The following is an 18,314-nucleotide window of genomic DNA, read 5'->3' as shown; positions in this document are numbered from 1 at the left end:
TCGTTACGATTCCTTTTTTTGTTCCTGTTCCTGAAGCCATTTTTCATGGCGCTTCCTGAACATTTCATCCTTATGATCCTGATTCTGCTGTGCGGCGTCGATGGAATGGGAAGCATGGATATCTTCATCTTCTTCCGCGAAATCCGCCAGCTTTTCATAATAGCAATGCAGCTGGTCCAGCTCTTTCTCGGTCAGGTCTTCAATATCTACAATTCTGTTGCTGGCTTTTTCATTGGCCGCGATGAGTTCGTTCAGTTTAATCTGTATCGCCTTGGAATCTTTGTTCTGTGCCTTTTGGATCAGGAAAACCATCAGGAAAGTGATGATGGTGGTTCCGGTATTGATAACCAGCTGCCAGTCTTCCGAGTATTTAAAAACAGGCCCTGAGGCAGCCCAGATAATAACAATGAGAGTGGCTCCTATAAATGCGTAAGAACTTCCTGTAAATTTGGATGCCCAATCTGAAAATTTTTCGAAAATACTTTTATCTGATTTAGCCATTTCTTTAATTTTAAATAAGGTAGGGATATCAAAAACTCCGCCGAAACGGCAGAGTTTTCAGGTTTAAGTCAATTGGTGCTGTGGTCAGTATTTAATGGCTTTATCCAGCTCAATCGGATTGTTGTTTTTCTTAATGTTTTTCTGCATCATATCCGACAATTCCTTCAGCTGCTCCGGTCTTTTGACTTCAATTCCCATCACCATAAAATGGGCATCCGGATTGGTGTTGTTTTTATAATGTTCTTTGAATTCGCGGAGGGGATCGTTGTAATTGTCGAGCATCATTTTCCGCACTCTGGCTTCGTTGATTTTTACGGGTTTCTGGCCACCAAGATTTTCAAGGATGCTTAAGGTCTCATAGGTCTTAGGCAATTTATAGCTTTTCACAAGGGAAAATTTAAAGTTGTCTTTATCATCATAAATTTCGAAGACCATCCCAGGCAGCCCCCTGAATTTGTAAGGCCCTTCGCTTAACGTAATATCTTTCGTAAACCATGCCGTCCAGTTTCTGCTTCCGTATCGGGCAGTAGCTTTCTGTACATTGTATCCGCCGATGGTTTTTGTTTCATCGGTCAGGTTCCAGGTTATCTTATCGTCGGTGTCGACAATAAACATATTCTGGATCATGATGTAATTGGAATTTACCGTAGAATTTCTTTTGCGGATCAGTGCGGGTGTATCGTCCCAGATCACATTGTTTTCTCCTCTTGTTTTATTAATAGAATCTGTAACAACAAAATCGTAATTGTAAAACTTTACCTCTTCCGGATTCACATCGAGCACCATGCTTACTTTTCTCTTCTCTACAGAAGCGGAATCCATCCTGAAATGGTATTCATAAATAAAACGGTGGGTCTGTGCGGCCATGCATAAGCTGAACAGAATCATCAGCAACAGGATCTTTTTCATAGTATCATTTTTTACAAAGATACATATTAAACAGAACCTTGCAATACATAATACTGATTTTGATACTTTTCTATATATGAAAAACCGTAATTACTTTTTTATTTCAGGATAGCGCACTGCCTTATCCAGCTCAATGGGATTATTGTACTTTTTGATTCTTTGCTGTTCTTCAATGCCATATTCCCTGAGTTCTTCAGGCTTATAAATAATCCGGCCGTCATCAAGCCCCAGTTTGTTTTCTTCACTAATTTCAGTCTGCCCGCTGTTTATAAATTTCAGCGGATCCCGGTAATGATTTAAAAGCATCGACCGATATTTGGAATAAGGAATTTCAACACCCCGTCCTTTTGCGTTCTTATACATACTGTTAAGTTGGGTATCAGCAAAATTCTGTGATTTGTTTAGGGTAAAGTGATAATTCTCTTTATCATCATAAATTTCCACGATCATGCCGGGCAATCCGTGGAATTTGTAAGGACCTTCCGGAAAAGGAAATTCCTTCGAAAACCAGGCCGTCCAGCTCCTTCCTCCAAATCTGGCAGTTGCTTTTTGCAGCTGTAGTGAAGCGGAAACTTTGGTTTCTTTTTCTATTTTCCAGGTAATTTTGGGATGATCTTTCAGATGGTAAAGATCAAAACCCTGAAAGGTGAATAGTGTCCATTGCCCGGTCTTCAAGTTCTTACTTAAAAGATCACTGAGCTTCCCATCAAAGATTCTCATGCCCGTAGCTTTTTCGATTGAATCACTCACAAAAAAAGACCGTTCGTAATAAAAGGTTTCTTCAGGATTGATATCTAAATAATAATTGGTTTTTCGCACGTCTGCCGATGTAGAATCCGGCCGGTAGACCAAGTCATAAATAAAGCGGTGCGTTTGCGCATTTAGTGAGATACTGATCATGACAAACAAAAGCAAAAGTCTTTTCATGATAATAATTTTTACGAATATACAGATAAAATAAGACTCTGAAATTTTCTGTTTACTTTATAAAATAAGAAATGAGGTTACCAATAATCCGGATTAGTAAAGACGGAAATATTCGATAAGCAATCCCACGAATACAACAATTCCTATAATCAATATGACAAATAGCAATAACACAAAAATGAGTAGTAAAACTGCGTCTGCGTCTATTTCTTGACGGGTATTCTGACAAGTCTCTCTGACTCCTGAAAGCGAACCTTCAGAGAATTCTCCTTTATTTGACAGTTCGTGAAGAAAACTTCTTCCAGGTTCCAATGAATCGGCCAAGAATTTTTTGCCGCCAAATGGGTTCCCTGAAAGATCTGCTTCTTGGAGTAAAGGAAAATTTTCAATCGGAAAAGATTTTTCGATCCTATTATTACGGAGTGAAAGCCTGACAAGTTTTTCTAATTTTGTAACATGTGGAAAATGGTCAATACAGTTATTGTCCAATTCCATCATCCTGACATCATCCTGGTTTTGCAGAAAATCAAGACGGGTGATACCGCATTGATTTGCATATAAAAACTTTAACTGAGACTTGAAAGCAAATGTATTTAGGTCCTCAATCGGATTATGATTGCAGCTTAGATAATTAAGTTTGGAGAGTTGTTTCAGCGGAGATAAAAACTTAATCTGGTTATGCGAAATATCAAGGTTTATAAGATTTACAAGTTTTGAAAGAGCTGAAATGTCTCCGATCATGTTGTTTCTGACATATATATTTTCAAGTGCCTTGAAATTCCGCATGTTCCCGATATCCTTAATAAGATTATCGGATAAATTGATGGATAGCAATTGTGGAATGCCCTTGAGATTAGTGATGCTGCCGATCTTATTGTTGTACAGATTCATCTCTTTTAAATTCAAGAGATTGGAAAGGTCAGGGATTTCGGAAATATTATTCTGGGAAAATGTAATATATTCCAAGTGCCTCAAAGAACTGATCCATGAAATATCTTCAATCCGGTTACTGTTGAAATCGATTGATTTCAAAGTTCCGGAAAGTTTTCGAACGGAATTGATATCCTTCAGTTGACCGGATGTCACAGCAAGATACTGAAGCTTTTTCAGATTTTCAATTCCTTCAACCGATTTGATTTGTGAAGATTCTACATACAGAGACTCTAATTCGGTAAGATGTAAAAAGCCCTGAAGATTCTCAAACTGTGAATCGCAGTCCAATGTAAGTCTCTTAAGATATTTAAGCTTTTTAAGAAAAGACAAATCAGAAAGCCTGTAATCACATAATGAAACATCAAGTGTTTCAAGATATTCAAATGAAGAGGCAAAGCGGAGAAGATTTTCTCTGTCGGAATCCTGCAATTCATTATAATCTGGGTTATAAATATAAAGCGAGATTATTTCTTTATGATAATCTTCTTCATAATTATAGCAGTCTTTCGATACCTTATGCAACTCTGCAGTTTTCTCAACTTTTCTATTCATATTTGCTTTTAACGAGTGCTTTAAATTGATTAAAAAACAAAAATCCGCTCCTTTGCAGGAACGGATTTTTTATAATCATACAAAGTATGCGATTATCACACTTTGATTTCAACGTCTACTCCTGAAGGAAGCTCTAATTTCATTAGGGCATCTACAGTTTTAGAAGAAGAAGAGTAGATATCCATCAGTCTCTTGTGAGCTGACAACTGGAACTGCTCTCTTGCTTTCTTGTTTACGTGCGGAGATCTCAATACAGTGAAGATTCTCTTATTGGTAGGCAATGGGATCGGTCCGTTTACCACAGCACCGGTAGCCTTTACCGTTTTTACGATTTTCTCTGCAGATTTATCTACCAGGTTGTAATCGTAAGATTTAAGTTTTATTCTGATTCTTTGTGACATTTTAATCTAATTTAATATTAACCTTTAGCCTTAGCGATTACTTCTTCAGCAACGTTACTAGGAGCAGCTTCGTATTTTTCGAATTCCATAGAAGATGTTGCTCTACCTGAAGATAAAGTTCTAAGAGAAGTTACATAACCGAACATTTCAGAAAGCGGAACGAAAGCTTTGATAACTTTAGCGTTGTTTCTGTCGTCCATACCGTTTACCGTACCTCTTCTTCTGTTAAGGTCACCTACGATATCTCCCATATATTCTTCAGGAGTTACTACCTCAAGCTTCATGATCGGCTCCATGATAACTGCTTTCGCAGCTCTACCTGCATCTTTGAATCCCATTTTAGCAGCTAATTCGAAAGAAAGCTGATCGGAGTCAACCGCGTGGAAAGATCCGTCTTTAAGGACAATCTTCATGGCCTCAACTTCGAAACCGGCCAATGGACCGTTCTTCATTGATTCTTTGAATCCTTTTTCAACGGCAGGAATAAATTCTCTAGGAATGTTACCCCCTTTGATTTCGTTGATGAATTCAAGACCTGTTTTCCCTTCGTCTGCAGGACCGATTTCGAATACGATGTCGGCGAATTTACCTCTACCTCCGGACTGCTTCTTGTAAACCTCTCTGTGGTTAGCTTTCTGTGTAAGAGCTTCTTTGTACTCTACCTGCGGCTGCCCTTGGTTAACTTCCACTTTAAACTCTCTTCTCATACGGTCTACGATGATATCCAAGTGAAGCTCACCCATACCGGAGATAATAGTTTGTCCTGAAGCCTCGTCCGTTTTAACCTGGAACGTAGGATCTTCTTCAGCCAATTTAGCCAAAGCGTTACCCATTTTATCCTGGTCAGCTTTCGTTTTAGGCTCAACAGCAATACCGATTACCGGATCCGGGAAGATCATTGATTCAAGAACGATAGGGTTCTTTTCATCAGATAAGGTATCTCCTGTTTTAATATCTTTAAATCCTACAGCAGCACCGATATCTCCAGCCTCGATATACTCAACCGGATTTTGCTTGTTCGCGTGCATCTGATAGATTCTTGAGATTCTTTCTTTGTTACCAGATCTTGTGTTCAATACATAAGAACCAGCGTCCAGTCTTCCTGAATACGCTCTGAAGAATGCTAATCTACCTACGAACGGGTCAGTAGCAATTTTGAAAGCTAATGCAGCGAAAGGCTCTTGAACAGATGGTTTTCTTTCGATATCAGCGTCAGTTCTTGGATCTGTTCCTTTAATATTATCCTTATCCAGTGGAGAAGGAAGATATTTACAAACAGCATCAAGCATGAACTGTACCCCTTTGTTTTTGAAAGAAGATCCACAAGTCATTGGGATAATAGAAAGATCGATAGTCGCTTTTCTAAGTGCTTCGTTAATTTCCTCTTCAGAAATTGAATCCGGATCTTCGAAGAATTTCTCCATCAAAGTTTCATCGTAATCAGCAACAGCTTCTACTAATTTCTCTCTGTATTCCAGCACCTCATCTTTCATGTCTTCAGGAATCGGAACTACTTCATATGTAGCACCCTGTCCTGCTTCATCCCAGATGATCGCTCTGTTTTTAATTAAGTCTACAACCCCTTTGAAGTCCTCTTCAGCACCGATTGGTAAAACGATTGGAACGGCGTTGGATCCTAACATTTCTTTTACTTGTTTTACAACGTTCAAGAAGTCAGCACCCTGTCTGTCCATTTTGTTTACGAATCCCATTCTTGCCACTTTGTAGTTGTCGGCAAGTCTCCAGTTTGTTTCAGACTGAGGCTCTACACCGTCTACGGCAGAGAATAAGAATACCAGACCATCCAATACTCTCAAAGATCTGTTTACTTCTACGGTGAAGTCAACGTGTCCCGGTGTATCGATAATGTTGAAGTGGTAAGGCATTGTTTCAGGTAATTTCTTACCCTGATCTGTTGGGAAATTCCAGTTACAAGTAGTTGCAGCAGAAGTAATGGTAATACCTCTTTCCGCTTCCTGTTCCATCCAGTCCATTGTAGAAGCACCATCGTGAACCTCTCCAATTTTGTGGTTTACACCTGTGTAGAATAAAATCCTTTCTGTAGTGGTAGTTTTACCTGCATCAATGTGAGCAGCAATACCAATATTTCTTGTAAATTTAAGATCTCTTCCCATTTCAGATTAGAATTTGAAGTGTGAGAAAGCTTTGTTTGCTTCCGCCATTTTGTGAGTATCAGATTTCTTTTTGAAAGCTGCACCTTCTTCTCTTGAAGCGGCAACAACCTCATTAGCTAATTTCAAAGCCATAGACTTATCATTTCTCTTTTTAGAGTAGCTAATTAACCATTTCATCGCCATAGAAATTTTTCTATCTGCTCTGATTGGCATTGGGATCTGGAAGTTAGCACCACCTACTCTTCTGGAACGTACTTCTACGTGAGGCATAACGTTTGTTAATGCGTCTTTCCATATTTCAAGGGCCGTTTTTTCAGTTTCTCCTTTTTTAGTTTCTACGATATCCAATGCATCATAGAAAATTTTGAATGCGATTGACTTCTTACCGTCAAGCATTAAATTATTTACGAATCTTGTTACCAACTGATCATTAAATTTCGGATCTGGTAACAACGGTCTTTTTTTCGCTTTTGTCTTTCTCATTGCTTCTGTACCTTATTTAATGATTATTTTTTCTTTCCTTTAGCTGGTGCAGCCGGTGCCTGACCTGGTTTAGGTCTCTTAGCTCCGTACTTCGATCTTCTCTGTGTTCTTCCATTTACACCTGCAGTGTCTAATGCACCTCTTACGATGTGGTAACGTACTCCCGGTAGGTCTTTCACCCTTCCGCCTCTAACCAATACTATCGAGTGCTCCTGAAGATTGTGTCCTTCGCCCGGGATATAGGCATTCACTTCTTTACCGTTAGAAAGTCTTACCCTTGCAACTTTTCTTAGTGCAGAGTTCGGTTTCTTCGGTGTGGTAGTATATACTCTCGTACATACACCACGTCTTTGTGGACAAGAATCTAGGGCAGCCGATTTGCTCTTCTTGGCAAGCGTGGCTCTTCCTTTTCTTACTAATTGTTGAATAGTAGGCATTTAATTGCTTTTTATTTTAGGGTGCAAAAATAGTAATATTTTTTTAATTAACAAGCAGTTGCACAGAAATAATATTTTTATTTAAATTTTAATTAACAGCTACTTACGGTTTAATCTACGATGGTAACATGAACGTTTTTGTTCCACCTGAATTTTCTGACATTCTGCTTAAGTTCAGTTTCGCCAGCAGGATCAACAGCATAGACGGATACCTCATCCTCTGCTACCGTAACCGGATTCTTTATTTTCAGGACAGCCGCTTTTTTCCAGTTCTTGGGAATATAGACCGTTAACCACGCATCATAAATAACAGCAATATCATATCTGTTATTAAGGGCATACCCTGTAAGAAAATGCTCAAATGCAAGGTCAGGCTTTCTCTTGTTTTCGTTGAAAGGGATGGTTTCCAGGGATGCCAGCCCTGCCGTATCCAGAAGATGTATATCCGTAAAGTAAGTGATCGCCCCAATGTCGTTTGCAACCACCTTTGATTCATTATAATATGTTCGCAGAAATTTTGCCGACTGGATTTGCTGTTCATAAATATTCTTTCCGCCTTCAGACAGCATAAAATGCGCACTGAAACATTTGTAAAACAACAGAACAACATTTATTATAATAAGAAATGAAATCGCTTTTTCTTTTTTAAAATAGCACCGGGAATCCTCAATGAAACCATTAACTTTAGGAATAACAGCCATAGAAAACCCCGTCAGCAGATATGCTTCATAGCGGAACAACCCTTTCAGATCCGCAAACATGGCATGACAGACCATAACCAGGGAAATAACCATCAGGATGAAATTGTCCTGAACCGCGTCGTTAAACTTCTTCTTTTTAAAATCCCGATAGATCAGGATCGTGCAAATCAGTATCGGAAAAAAACCGATTTTGTAAAAGCTGACATTCAGCAAAAAATTATCCAGAAAAATATGTTTCAGCTGATGCGGAAAACGGCTGTCAAATGCAAGCTTAGTTCCTTTCACCACCACCGAATTAGGAAAGAAATATCCGTCCTGCTGATAATTGATGCAACAGAAAACGGCAATGGGAATAAAACCTGCCAGCAAAATATAAAAAGACCGCTCCCATTTTTTGAGGATTATAAAAGCACTGGCCAGCACAGCGAAATAAAACATGCTTTCAAAACGAACCAATCCCATCAGCGCCAAAGAAAAATAAAACCCGAAAACAGCCTTTTTATTTTCCAGGCGCGTAAGACAGAAAATATTTAAAGCAAATAAAAAAACATGAAAAACATGCTCCATCCCCGATAAGACCTGCACGTGCAGAACAGAAATGAATAAGGTAAAAAGTACCGATAACACAATACTTTTAACTTTGTAAAAAATACTGCTGAAATATAAATTCAGAACATAAACCGTCCCCGCTCCGAAAGCGACATTCAAATACAAAGGAATCTGATTGTTATTTCCAAAGATTTTAATCAGGAAGCTCAAAAGAAGAGTAAACAGAGGAGAAGAAGAGGTTGAGGAAAACTTATACCGCGTAACACCCCACATCTCATACAATGCAAAATTTTTCGCCATTGCCAGATGGATGTAAGCATCATCGATAGGATATATATAATGTCCGTCAGTCTTCGGGATCGACAACATATAATATATAATGCAGACCGCAAAAAATATGGAAAGTGAAATCCAGAGACTTTTTAAACTGATAATCTGAGAAGATGCCATGTTTACATTCATTCTAAAAATCTCAAAGATAAGTATCATCAATCAGCCAACCATGTTTTCGGCACAATATTTACTTAATTTTGCTTTTAAAAAATAATAAACTGCTTATCATATGAAAAACGCCAACATTATCGGTCTTCAGGAAGAAGATTGTAAAAAAATCGCAGAAAAGTTAAATGTTCTCTTAGCAAATTATTCGGTGTTCTACCAAAACACAAGAGGTTCTCACTGGAATATTAAAGGAGACCAGTTCTTTACCCTTCATCCGAAATTCGAGGAACTTTACAACAGTCTGGTCCTGAAAATCGACGAAATTGCCGAAAGAATTCTTACCCTGGGCGCTACACCGGCACACAATTATACAGATTACTTAAAGGTAGCCACTATTAAGGAAAGCCAGGAAGTAAGCGACGGTACGAAAAGTGTTGAAAACATTCTGAATTCTTTTAAAGTCGTGATTGATCTCCAGCGAGAGCTGCTGGATATTACCGACGAAGCCGGAGACGAAGGGACCAACTCTCAGATGAGCGACTATATCACCGAACAGGAAAAAGAAGTCTGGATGTATAACTCTTATCTTGGAAAGTAATCTATAAAATTTTATCAGGAAAAATCAAAAAAATCACCTTACATTTAGGTGATTTTATTTTTAATGATTATATTTGCGTATAAATTACACAATTATGCACAACGTACGTTTAAACTCCATTCTGGATAACGACTTCTATAAAATAACCATGCAGAATGCAGTGGTAAAACTATTCCCCGGTTCTATTGTGAAATACGAATTCATCAACAGAGGGAAACACCAGTTTCCGGAAGGTTTTGATGTGGCTTTACGGGAAGCAGTAAATAAAATGGCAGAATTAAAACTCACAAAAGAGGAAAAGAAATTTATGGCCAGAACCTGTCCGTATATTGATCTTCCTTATCTGGACTTCCTGGAAGGGTACCACTACGATCCGTCTGAAGTAAAGATCCACCAGGAAGGCAGCGATCTTTCCGTAACGGTAGAAGGGCTTTGGTATAGAACCATCCTTTGGGAAGTTCCCCTGCTGGCCCTCATCAGTGAACTGCATTATGAAATGAACCACATGGAAAGAGATTCCAACGAAGTGGTGATGAGCAAAACCCTTGAAAAAGCAGATGCTCTTGCAAAACTCGGAGTAACTTTCGCAGAGTTCGGCACCCGGAGAAGACACTCCCACAAAGTTCAGAACCTGGTGATGGAAGCCCTTACGCAGAAAAAAGAATCTACTTTTATCGGAACATCAAACGTGCATTTTGCCATGAAGTACGGCGTAAAGCCGATCGGTACCCACGCTCACGAATGGTTCATGTTTCACGCAGCGGAATACGGATTCAAAATGGCCAATGAACTGGCACTCGAACATTGGGTAGACGTCTACCGCGGTGATCTTGGCGTTGCCCTTTCCGACACCTATACAACCGATGTTTTCTTCCAGCAGTTCGATAAAAAATTTGCCAAACTCTTCGACGGTGTCCGTCACGACAGCGGTGACCCTCTTGAATTTGCTGATAAAACCATTGCCCATTATCAGAAACACGGCATCAATCCTTTATTTAAATACATCATTTTTTCCGATGGGCTGAATCTTGAAAAAGTGGAAGAAATTACCAATTATTGCAGGGGAAAAATCGGGATATCTTTCGGTATCGGAACAAACCTCACCAATGACGTCGGCTTAAAGCCTATGAATATCGTGATGAAATTAATTGGTGTTCAGGCTCCGAATAAGGAATTAATCCCTACTGTAAAACTTTCCGACGAACACGGAAAATATACCGGTGATCCGAAGATGATTGAGTTAGCAAAAGAATTTTTAAGAATCAAAGAATAAATCATGAAGAAAATAGGGTGTTTACTTATCGTCTGCAGCCTGATGATATCGTGTGTAACCGTAAGAGGCAAAGACGGCACGCCGGGAAAACCGGGAAGTCCGGGAACTTCAGGCGTAAACAGTACCAGTGGCAAATAACTTTGTTTTCAGCATCACCGTCTTTAAAATAAATCTGAATGAAAAGCATTTCTATTTTAGCACTGCTATTAGCCTTAACCGGATGCAAAAAAGAAGATTCTGTATTTGAAGTTAAAACGCATTTCATTCAGAAAAACATTTTATGATTATTTTATTATCTTAGATGGATGTTTAAAAACACATTATAAGACCGTTAAAAACAAAATACCAAATCATAAAAATGTATTCCTATGAAAAATCTGAACACCATTAAACTTTCGAGAGAAGATCTTAAGAATATCTTTGGAGGAACACTGCATCCTGCCTTGGAATGCTATTCCAACAGAGAATGCGCCCATTATGGAGAAGCTTTAATCATGTGCCCTGACGGAACTTCGTCAATGATAAATTACACCTGCATGGGAGGAACATGCATGATGAATACGGGAATCTGCCCGTCACCGGAAATTGGGGTTCCCACTGCAACACAACCTTAATCAAAAAAAATGAAGTGAGTCTCGAGGCTCACTTTTTTTATCTTTAATTCATCTAAATATTCACACAAGCTTTTTTCTTATATTTATCCAAACAAAACCATCATGAAAACCATCGAAGAAGTTCTTAAAAAATTAGACGAAATCATTGCCTGGGCTAAAGAAAACCAAAACCCAATCGGGTATTTTGCGTGCACGTACCGGATTATGACGGCACAGGTACTGAAAGGAATCCAGCAGAAAAAGTTTGAAGATAACCCGAGGATGACTTTGCTGGATATTGCTTTTGCCACCCGCTACCTTGAGGCATGGGACTCTTATTCAAAAGGAAAGAGATGCACCAATTCCTGGTACATTGCTTTTGAAGCAGCCAAAAATAAAAACCTGTTGATTCTTCAGCATATTTTTCTGGGGATGAATGCCCACATCAATCTGGACTTGGGAATTTCTGCCGCCTCCATCATGCCCTACCGCAAAATTGCTCCTCTCAGAAAAGACTTTGAGAACATCAATAACGTCATTGCTTCCATCAACCAAAAAGTCCAGGATTCCCTGAATAAGATCTGCTATCCGGTAGAACTGATCGACAAAATCTCCAATGGAAAAGATAATACCGTACTTGATTTCGCTATTTCCAAAGCACGGGAAACCTCATGGGCAACTGCCGTGATGACATCCAACACGCCCAACCTTCTGAAAGAATCCGTAATAGGAATTGTAGACTATGCTGCCGCTAAAGTCGCTTCACAGATTATAAACCCGAACATCCTTACTCCCGCATTATTAAAAGAATTAAAGAAATGCGAGAGCATTGATGTCAGTAAAAATATAGAAATTCTGGCTTCAACAAAAAACATTTAATTAAAAGATGTTCTCCTTATATCTTGCCAAGCTTTTTCATCAGGATTCCTTCCATTTTTTCATAGCCTTTTTCAGTGGGGTGGATTTCATCTTCAGTATAAATTTTATCAAGCCCGTTTCGTGAATCCTTCATTTGGGAATGGTAATCCACATAAGGGATGTTATGTTTTTTCGCGTATGCTTCAATCATTTTGTTGAGGGCAATTACTTTATCTGCAGGATGCATGTCTTTTCTCCAGCCGAAATCATAAGCCGGAAGAACAGAACATAGAACAACTTTAATATTATTGGCCTTCGCAAGTTCAGCCATAGAAACAATATTCCCAAAAACCTTGTCTAAAGAAATCGGCCCCTGGTTTTCCGCAATGTCATTGGTTCCTCCAAGGATGATCACCCGTTTAGGGTTCAGTTTAATAACATCCTCCCGGAATCTTAAAAGCATCTGCGAAGTCACCTGCCCGCTGATTCCCCTGCCGACAAAGTTGTTCTTTTTGAAAAAAGAAGGATCTTTTGAAAACCAGCCCTCCGTAATGGAATCGCCCATAAAAACGGAGTTGGGTGCAATCTTACCGGCTATAACTTCCTGATTCTGCTTTTCATATTTTGCGTAATTGGCAAAATCCTGTCCTGATAACGCTGCTGAAAAGAGAATCGCAGCCATGCTTAAGAATTTCATAGATTAAATGTTACAATTTGAACACATGAAGTAACGGAAAACAAATTGATTTTACAAGCATCTGTTTTAAAACTTTCATGCTGAGAACTGAATTTTAAAAGGCTCAAAATAAAAATGTTCCCCCAACATAAAAATTACGGGTTCCCGTAAAACAAATAAACTTACCTTTTTGTAATTTTGAGAAATGATAACCTATTTAATAATCGGATGTATTGCCGGAGGAATGATTGGAGCAGTGATTATCTATTTTGCCTTAAAATCATCAACCATATCAAGAAATTCTTACGACGAGCTAAACAATTTATATATTAAAAACAATTCGGATCTTGAAAATGCCGGTCTTAAAATCCGGGAGCTGATCCGCGATATTGAAAAAGAAAAGGAGCATACACTTCAGCAGGCTGACCTGTTTAATGATCTGAAGAACGAATTTGCCAGGATTTCAGCAGAACACGCTTCTCTTCAAAAACAATTTTCAGAACAAAAAGAACTTATTGCCAGGCAGAATATACAGACGGAAAACCTTTTAACGGAAAAGCAGTCACTATTTGCCAAAAATGCCGAGCTTTCAGCGGTTAATGAAAACTTACAGAAATCTTTGCAAACCCAAAAAGAGGAAATTGCTAAAATTCAGGAGGATTCCAAACTGCAGTTTGAGAACCTGGCCAATAAAATCCTGGAAGAAAAGACGGAAAAATTCACAACACTAAATCAAAATAATTTAAAAAATATCCTCGAACCGTTCCAGGAGCGAATCGTGGAATTGAAAAACCGCGTCAACGAAGCCTACGAAAAAGAAAACAAGGAACGCTTTTCCCTGGCAGAAAAAGTAAAGGAACTCGCCGAACTCAACCAGCAGATTTCCGAAGATGCCAAAAAGCTGACCCGCGCCCTGAAAGGCGAAAGCAAAACCCAGGGAAACTGGGGCGAAATGATCCTGGAAAGCATTCTGGAAAAATCCGGGCTCGTTAAAGGAAGAGAGTACTTCCTGGAACACGAACTCCGGGATGAAGACAACAAAGCTCTTTTCTCGGAATTTTCAGGCAAAAAAATGCGCCCCGATGCTGTGATAAAATATCCGGATGAAAGAAATGTCATCATCGATTCCAAGGTTTCACTTACTGCTTTTACGGATCTGGTAGACGAAACGGACCAGGATATTTACCTGATGCGACTCAACCAGCATTTATCTTCCATTAAAAACCACATTACCCAGCTCAGCCAGAAAGCTTACGATGATTATGGGAAATCCCTGGATTTCGTTATGATGTTCATCCCAAGTGAGCCGGCTTATATTGCAGCCATGCAGGCAGACCAGAATCTCTGGAACTTTGCCTACGAAAGGAGGATCTTGCTGCTGAATCCGAGCAATCTCATCACTTCTCTTAAACTGATTGCCGATCTCTGGAAAAGAGAATACCAGAACAGGAATTCCATGGAAATTGCGGAAAGAGGCGCCAAACTCTATGATAAATTCGTAGGCTTCGTTGAAAACCTGGAAAAAGTAGGTAAAAATCTCGATCAGGCCAAAAATGTTTACAATGATGCCTACAAACAGCTTTCTACAGGAAACGATAATCTGATTATTCAGACCCAGAAACTAAAATCCCTGGGAATTAAAAATAAAAAGGATCTGCCACCGAGCCTGGTAGAAAATTCGCAGATTTCCTTGGAAACTTCGGAAGATTAAAATACCAACCTCAGATCACAGCTGAGGTTTTTTATTTAACTGTAAATTTTAACTAATTTTGCGCAATGGTCATAGAAAGTTTTCAGAACGAAAAAGTAAAATACATTACCAAACTTCTTACCGATAACCGGTTCCGGAAAAAATCCGGTGTTTTCGTGGTAGAAGGACAGCAGGAAAATGAAAGGGCACAGCGATATGGCTTCGAGCCTGTGGAATTTTTCATCTGTGAAAATATTTTCCAGCAAAAACTTCCGGAAGGGAAAATCCATTTGATAAGCGATAAGGTATACGAAAAAATTGCTTACCGAGGAGGCTCGGAAGGGATCATCGGAATCTATAAAACAAGGGAATCCGATTTGTCATCCTTCAAACCGAAAGTAGATTCTACCGTGATTATTGTGGAAGGCGTTGAAAAACCGGGAAATCTTGGGGCTATCCTGAGAAGTTGTGAAGCGTTTGGCATCGATGCTTTGATTGTGGCTGATGGAAAGACTGATTTTTACAATCCTAATGTAATACGGTCAAGTGTCGGCTGCCTTTTCGGAATGGAGGTTTTCCAGGCGGAAAACAGCGAGACCCTGGAATTTCTTCAGTACAACCGGTTCAACATCTATACGACGATTATGGATGAAACTGCGGAAGATCTTTATCTGCGGGATTTCAAACAAAGATCAGCCATCCTGTTTGGTACGGAACATTCCGGACTCAGCGATTTCTGGATCGGGAAAGGAAAAAATACACTGATCCCGATGGCCGGAAGTATCGATTCGTTAAACCTGAGCAATGCCGTAGCCATTACCTGCTATGAAACATTAAAACAGAAAAAAAAGATAATAGGGAAAAGATAATCAATCTGAGATCAATGCATAAAAAAACCGCTCACTGAGTGAACGGTTCTTTTATTTTTAGCTACACTAAAATTATTTTTTAGCAGCGTCAGCTTTTTTCTCTTCAGCTTTGATTTCTTCTTTAGCAACTTTAGCGTCAGCTTTTACTGAATCTTTAGCAGCAGAAGCGTTAGCTTTTACTGAATCTACAGTAGCGTTAGCAGTAGAATCGATAGCAGCAGTAGCTGAATCAGCAGTAGCAGCTACTGAATCTTTAGAAGCTTCTGTAGAAGTAGTTTCACCTTTTTTACAAGCTACTAGAGAGATTGCAGCGATAGCAGCTACGAATAATGACTTTTTCATAATAAATTAAATTTAATTTTGTTAATATTGTTTTATAAAATCTTTTCTCTGTTCTGTTATTTGAACAAGACAAAGGTATAGCGGATAGAAAATTTGTTTATGAAAAATAATTGTAATACATTTGTAAAATCGTTTTACAATTAAACATAACTGATAATCAATAATTTAATTATTTAAAAATAAATTGACGGATCTAGATCTATTACATTTTGAGCAGCTGAAAAAGGAGGTCCAGGCTCAATATCTGAAAGAACATACCCCTTCCTATGACGATATTTCGAAGTGGAAGGGAATCGATATCATATATTTTCAGGAAGACCTTAGAAAAAAGGCGAAAGGAAACATCAGCGAAAAATCTTTTTATACCTATTTTAAAAATTCACCCGTTACCAAGCTACCAAGAATTGATATGCTCAATTTACTGAGTATGTATGCGGGTTACGAGTCATGGTACGAATTTAAAAAACAGCATCTTTTTGCCGGTGAATTACTACAGGATAATGAAGAACCTGAAGATGCTGAACTTAAAGAACTTGAGAAAACTGTTTCCGCATCTATTGACCTTACAAAAAACGATATCCCTTCACTAAAAACGGAAATCAGAAGCACAGACATTACCGATTTACAAAAATCAGATACTGAAAATCAAACCCTTAACCCAAAAGAGAAGATTTCTCAAACAGCTATTTCCGAACCTGAAAAACCTAAGAAGAACTTCTTGAGAAAGAATGTCTGGGTATTGGTAACGGCCTTTCTGATCATCGCTACAGGACTTCTCGGCTTTAAGGACGTCATTTTTCAGAAAACCTACGTCTATTGCTTTACGGATGCCGACAGAAATATGAGCATCCAGCGGGAAATAGAGATCAAAGTGATTAAAGATAATGAATCCCCGATCCTGTACAGGATAAAGCCTGGAGAATGTTTCCGGTATGCCACGAAAGACAAAATCCTTAAAATGCAGATCAGCTCTCCCTTCTATGAATATCAGGAAGTAAGCAGAAACCTTGAAAATGCTCCGGAAGAAGAAATTATAGAGCTGAAACCGGATGATTATAAAATGGCCCTCTACTATTTCTCCACCAAAGATATAAACGGAGGCAATCCCGAGGAACAGCTTAAGCTTATCAGACAGAAAAGAAAGCAGCTGGAAGACCGCATTAGCAACAATGCCGTCATTACCCAGGTTTACGATAATGATATCTATGGTCTTGAAACCCTGGATAAGGAAGATTACATTACCCTGGTAACGACTCCTACCACTTCTCTTAAAAACCTGAATGTTATAGAAATGAAAAAAGATACAAAAGGAAAGATTGTATCGATCAAATTTAAAATCTCGACCAATGAAAACAATAAGTAATATTTTATTTTCTGCGATACTTATAGGAATAATCATGATTTCCTGCATTAAAAAAGATGATAATCCAGGACAAAGCGATCTTGAAAAGTTAAGGAACACCAATAACATTACGGTAAAAATGGACAGTGCCCAGGCCATCAATGCGATTACCATGCAGAAAGTACAGGATGTGCTGGATCTTTCGACCCTGTATCTTTCAGGACAGAAAAATACCGAGATTGATACGGCAATCTATTCTAAAATTGAAAAATACTTCCAAAAATCGGATTCTACTACTTTCAAAGATCTGTTTAAGGAACTGGAAAGCCTGAATGTAAAGAAAGTAAAAGTGAGCAACATCAATGTATTTCAGAAAATCAAAGAAAAAGACACCCTGCATTTTGCTAAATTTAATGTAGAATACACCGGCGAGAAAAATAAGAAAATCGGGAATTTTGAACGAAATGCGCAATACACTCTCGTTTCAAAACCTGATCAGAAAAATAAAGAATTTAAGTTCTATTTTGTAAAGTTTTATTCGGACAAACCTGAAAAGGACAGTACTTCAGCAGGGATAACCAAATAGTCCAGCGGAATATCATTTTCGCGGGTGTCATCGATATCTTCATCGGGGTTAAAATAATTAACTCCGATTTTTTTTGTACTCCCGGAAACACTTTCAAAAAAACCGTCATAAAAACCTTTACCATAGCCTACCCTGTTCCCTTTGGAGTCACAGTACAACAAAGGCGTAATGACAAAATCAAAATCTGAAATTCCGGTATCGTTATTAGAAACCGGCTCTGAAATCCCCCAGGCATTCACCTCATAAACTGTATCGTTAAAAACTTCAATGGAGACCAGCTGCGTGCTTACGATTTTAGGCACAAAAACCCTAATACTACGGCTTAGGAAATAATCAATAAACATTTTCGTATCGATCTCCCTGAATTTTTGAATCGGAATGAACAGATGAACTTTCTGTCCCGGAAGCGGTTTAAAGTATTCAGTAAAATTTTCAAAAATCTTTTTAGATAAGAAGAAAGCCTCATCATCCGATAAGGCCTTTCTTTTTTGCATATATTTTTTTCTGAGTTGAGCTTT

The 18,314-nt window shown here is 38.6% G+C and carries 21 protein-coding genes; 9 read left to right on the top strand and 12 right to left on the bottom strand.

Going from position 1 to position 18,314, the window contains the following annotated elements:
• Positions 1–3 precede the first annotated feature (3 nt).
• The 9 genes from ACED20_RS04090 to ACED20_RS04050 all read right to left on the bottom strand — a co-directional run bounded on the left by ACED20_RS04090 (position 4) and on the right by ACED20_RS04050 (position 9,017).
• Positions 4–501, bottom strand: a complete 498-nt coding sequence (locus tag ACED20_RS04090; protein ID WP_294200265.1) for a low affinity iron permease family protein — start codon at positions 499–501, stop codon at positions 4–6.
• 84 nt (positions 502–585) lie between these two features.
• Positions 586–1,410, bottom strand: a complete 825-nt coding sequence (locus ACED20_RS04085; RefSeq protein ID WP_294200263.1) for a GLPGLI family protein — start codon at positions 1,408–1,410, stop codon at positions 586–588.
• 90 nt (positions 1,411–1,500) lie between these two features.
• The gene (locus ACED20_RS04080) at positions 1,501–2,337 is read right to left on the bottom strand and encodes a GLPGLI family protein (protein WP_294200262.1); all 837 of its coding nucleotides are present in this window, start codon (positions 2,335–2,337) and stop codon (positions 1,501–1,503) included.
• 93 nt (positions 2,338–2,430) lie between these two features.
• Positions 2,431–3,822: a leucine-rich repeat domain-containing protein gene (locus tag ACED20_RS04075; RefSeq protein WP_294240354.1), complete on the bottom strand. Its 1,392-nt coding sequence runs from the start codon at positions 3,820–3,822 to the stop codon at positions 2,431–2,433.
• Positions 3,823–3,917: 95 nt separating this feature from the next.
• The gene (gene rpsJ, locus ACED20_RS04070; RefSeq protein ID WP_002661363.1) at positions 3,918–4,223 is read right to left on the bottom strand and encodes a 30S ribosomal protein S10; all 306 of its coding nucleotides are present in this window, start codon (positions 4,221–4,223) and stop codon (positions 3,918–3,920) included.
• A 17-nt stretch (positions 4,224–4,240) separates the two neighbouring features.
• Entirely contained in the window at positions 4,241–6,358 is a 2,118-nt protein-coding gene (fusA, locus tag ACED20_RS04065; RefSeq protein WP_294200088.1) for an elongation factor G, read from the bottom strand.
• A 6-nt stretch (positions 6,359–6,364) separates the two neighbouring features.
• Positions 6,365–6,841: a 30S ribosomal protein S7 gene (rpsG, locus tag ACED20_RS04060; RefSeq protein ID WP_034677991.1), complete on the bottom strand. Its 477-nt coding sequence runs from the start codon at positions 6,839–6,841 to the stop codon at positions 6,365–6,367.
• 23 nt (positions 6,842–6,864) lie between these two features.
• Positions 6,865–7,278 carry a 30S ribosomal protein S12 gene (gene rpsL, locus ACED20_RS04055; RefSeq protein ID WP_027381287.1) on the bottom strand — a complete coding sequence of 138 codons (414 nt, stop codon included), beginning with the start codon at positions 7,276–7,278 and terminating at the stop codon, positions 6,865–6,867.
• 110 nt (positions 7,279–7,388) lie between these two features.
• The gene (locus ACED20_RS04050; RefSeq protein ID WP_378103572.1) at positions 7,389–9,017 is read right to left on the bottom strand and encodes a hypothetical protein; all 1,629 of its coding nucleotides are present in this window, start codon (positions 9,015–9,017) and stop codon (positions 7,389–7,391) included.
• A 73-nt stretch (positions 9,018–9,090) separates the two neighbouring features.
• On the opposite strand from ACED20_RS04050, the gene ACED20_RS04045 reads away from it, so the two are divergent.
• From ACED20_RS04045 to ACED20_RS04025, 5 genes are all read left to right on the top strand, one after another.
• The gene (locus tag ACED20_RS04045) at positions 9,091–9,567 is read left to right on the top strand and encodes a Dps family protein (RefSeq protein WP_294200060.1); all 477 of its coding nucleotides are present in this window, start codon (positions 9,091–9,093) and stop codon (positions 9,565–9,567) included.
• A gap of 94 nt (positions 9,568–9,661) precedes the next feature.
• Positions 9,662–10,840, top strand: a complete 1,179-nt coding sequence (pncB, locus tag ACED20_RS04040; RefSeq protein ID WP_294200058.1) for a nicotinate phosphoribosyltransferase — start codon at positions 9,662–9,664, stop codon at positions 10,838–10,840.
• Positions 10,841–10,843: 3 nt separating this feature from the next.
• On the top strand, positions 10,844–10,978 hold the full coding sequence (locus ACED20_RS04035; RefSeq protein WP_294293353.1) for a hypothetical protein: 135 nt from the start codon (positions 10,844–10,846) through the stop codon (positions 10,976–10,978).
• 230 nt (positions 10,979–11,208) lie between these two features.
• A complete protein-coding gene (locus ACED20_RS04030) occupies positions 11,209–11,454 on the top strand; it encodes a hypothetical protein (protein ID WP_294239855.1) in 246 nt (81 codons plus the stop codon).
• A 102-nt stretch (positions 11,455–11,556) separates the two neighbouring features.
• Positions 11,557–12,312 (top strand): DUF5995 family protein, encoded by a 756-nt coding sequence (locus ACED20_RS04025; protein ID WP_294220234.1) that lies wholly within the window; start codon positions 11,557–11,559, stop codon positions 12,310–12,312.
• Positions 12,313–12,328: 16 nt separating this feature from the next.
• Here the strand turns inward: ACED20_RS04025 and ACED20_RS04020 are convergent, their stop codons facing one another.
• A complete protein-coding gene (locus ACED20_RS04020) occupies positions 12,329–12,988 on the bottom strand; it encodes an SGNH/GDSL hydrolase family protein (protein WP_294239858.1) in 660 nt (219 codons plus the stop codon).
• A gap of 184 nt (positions 12,989–13,172) precedes the next feature.
• Between ACED20_RS04020 and rmuC the strand changes: the two genes are divergently transcribed.
• Together rmuC and ACED20_RS04010 are read left to right on the top strand one after the other, a co-directional pair.
• Positions 13,173–14,678, top strand: a complete 1,506-nt coding sequence (gene rmuC / locus ACED20_RS04015) for a DNA recombination protein RmuC (RefSeq protein WP_294239861.1) — start codon at positions 13,173–13,175, stop codon at positions 14,676–14,678.
• 65 nt (positions 14,679–14,743) lie between these two features.
• Entirely contained in the window at positions 14,744–15,526 is a 783-nt protein-coding gene (locus ACED20_RS04010) for an RNA methyltransferase (RefSeq protein ID WP_294239868.1), read from the top strand.
• 72 nt (positions 15,527–15,598) lie between these two features.
• Here ACED20_RS04010 and ACED20_RS04005 read toward each other — a convergent pair whose 3' ends face one another.
• Positions 15,599–15,868 carry a hypothetical protein gene (locus tag ACED20_RS04005; protein ID WP_294200048.1) on the bottom strand — a complete coding sequence of 90 codons (270 nt, stop codon included), beginning with the start codon at positions 15,866–15,868 and terminating at the stop codon, positions 15,599–15,601.
• A 184-nt stretch (positions 15,869–16,052) separates the two neighbouring features.
• On the opposite strand from ACED20_RS04005, the gene ACED20_RS04000 reads away from it, so the two are divergent.
• A complete protein-coding gene (locus ACED20_RS04000; RefSeq protein WP_294239871.1) occupies positions 16,053–17,231 on the top strand; it encodes a hypothetical protein in 1,179 nt (392 codons plus the stop codon).
• Positions 17,215–17,796: a hypothetical protein gene (locus tag ACED20_RS03995; RefSeq protein ID WP_294239873.1), complete on the top strand. Its 582-nt coding sequence runs from the start codon at positions 17,215–17,217 to the stop codon at positions 17,794–17,796. Before ACED20_RS04000 ends, ACED20_RS03995 begins: the two co-directional genes overlap by 17 nt.
• On the opposite strand, the gene ACED20_RS03990 is transcribed toward ACED20_RS03995, so the two are convergent.
• A complete protein-coding gene (locus tag ACED20_RS03990) occupies positions 17,745–18,290 on the bottom strand; it encodes a 5-formyltetrahydrofolate cyclo-ligase (RefSeq protein ID WP_378103571.1) in 546 nt (181 codons plus the stop codon). The two genes, ACED20_RS03995 and ACED20_RS03990, sit on opposite strands and share 52 nt — an antisense overlap.
• Positions 18,291–18,314: the final 24 nt, after the last annotated feature.

The sequence above is a fragment of the Chryseobacterium sp. sg2396 genome (assembly GCF_042610505.1).
GTDB lineage: Bacteria > Bacteroidota > Bacteroidia > Flavobacteriales > Weeksellaceae > Chryseobacterium.
This window is presented reverse-complemented; position numbering and strand designations above follow the sequence as displayed.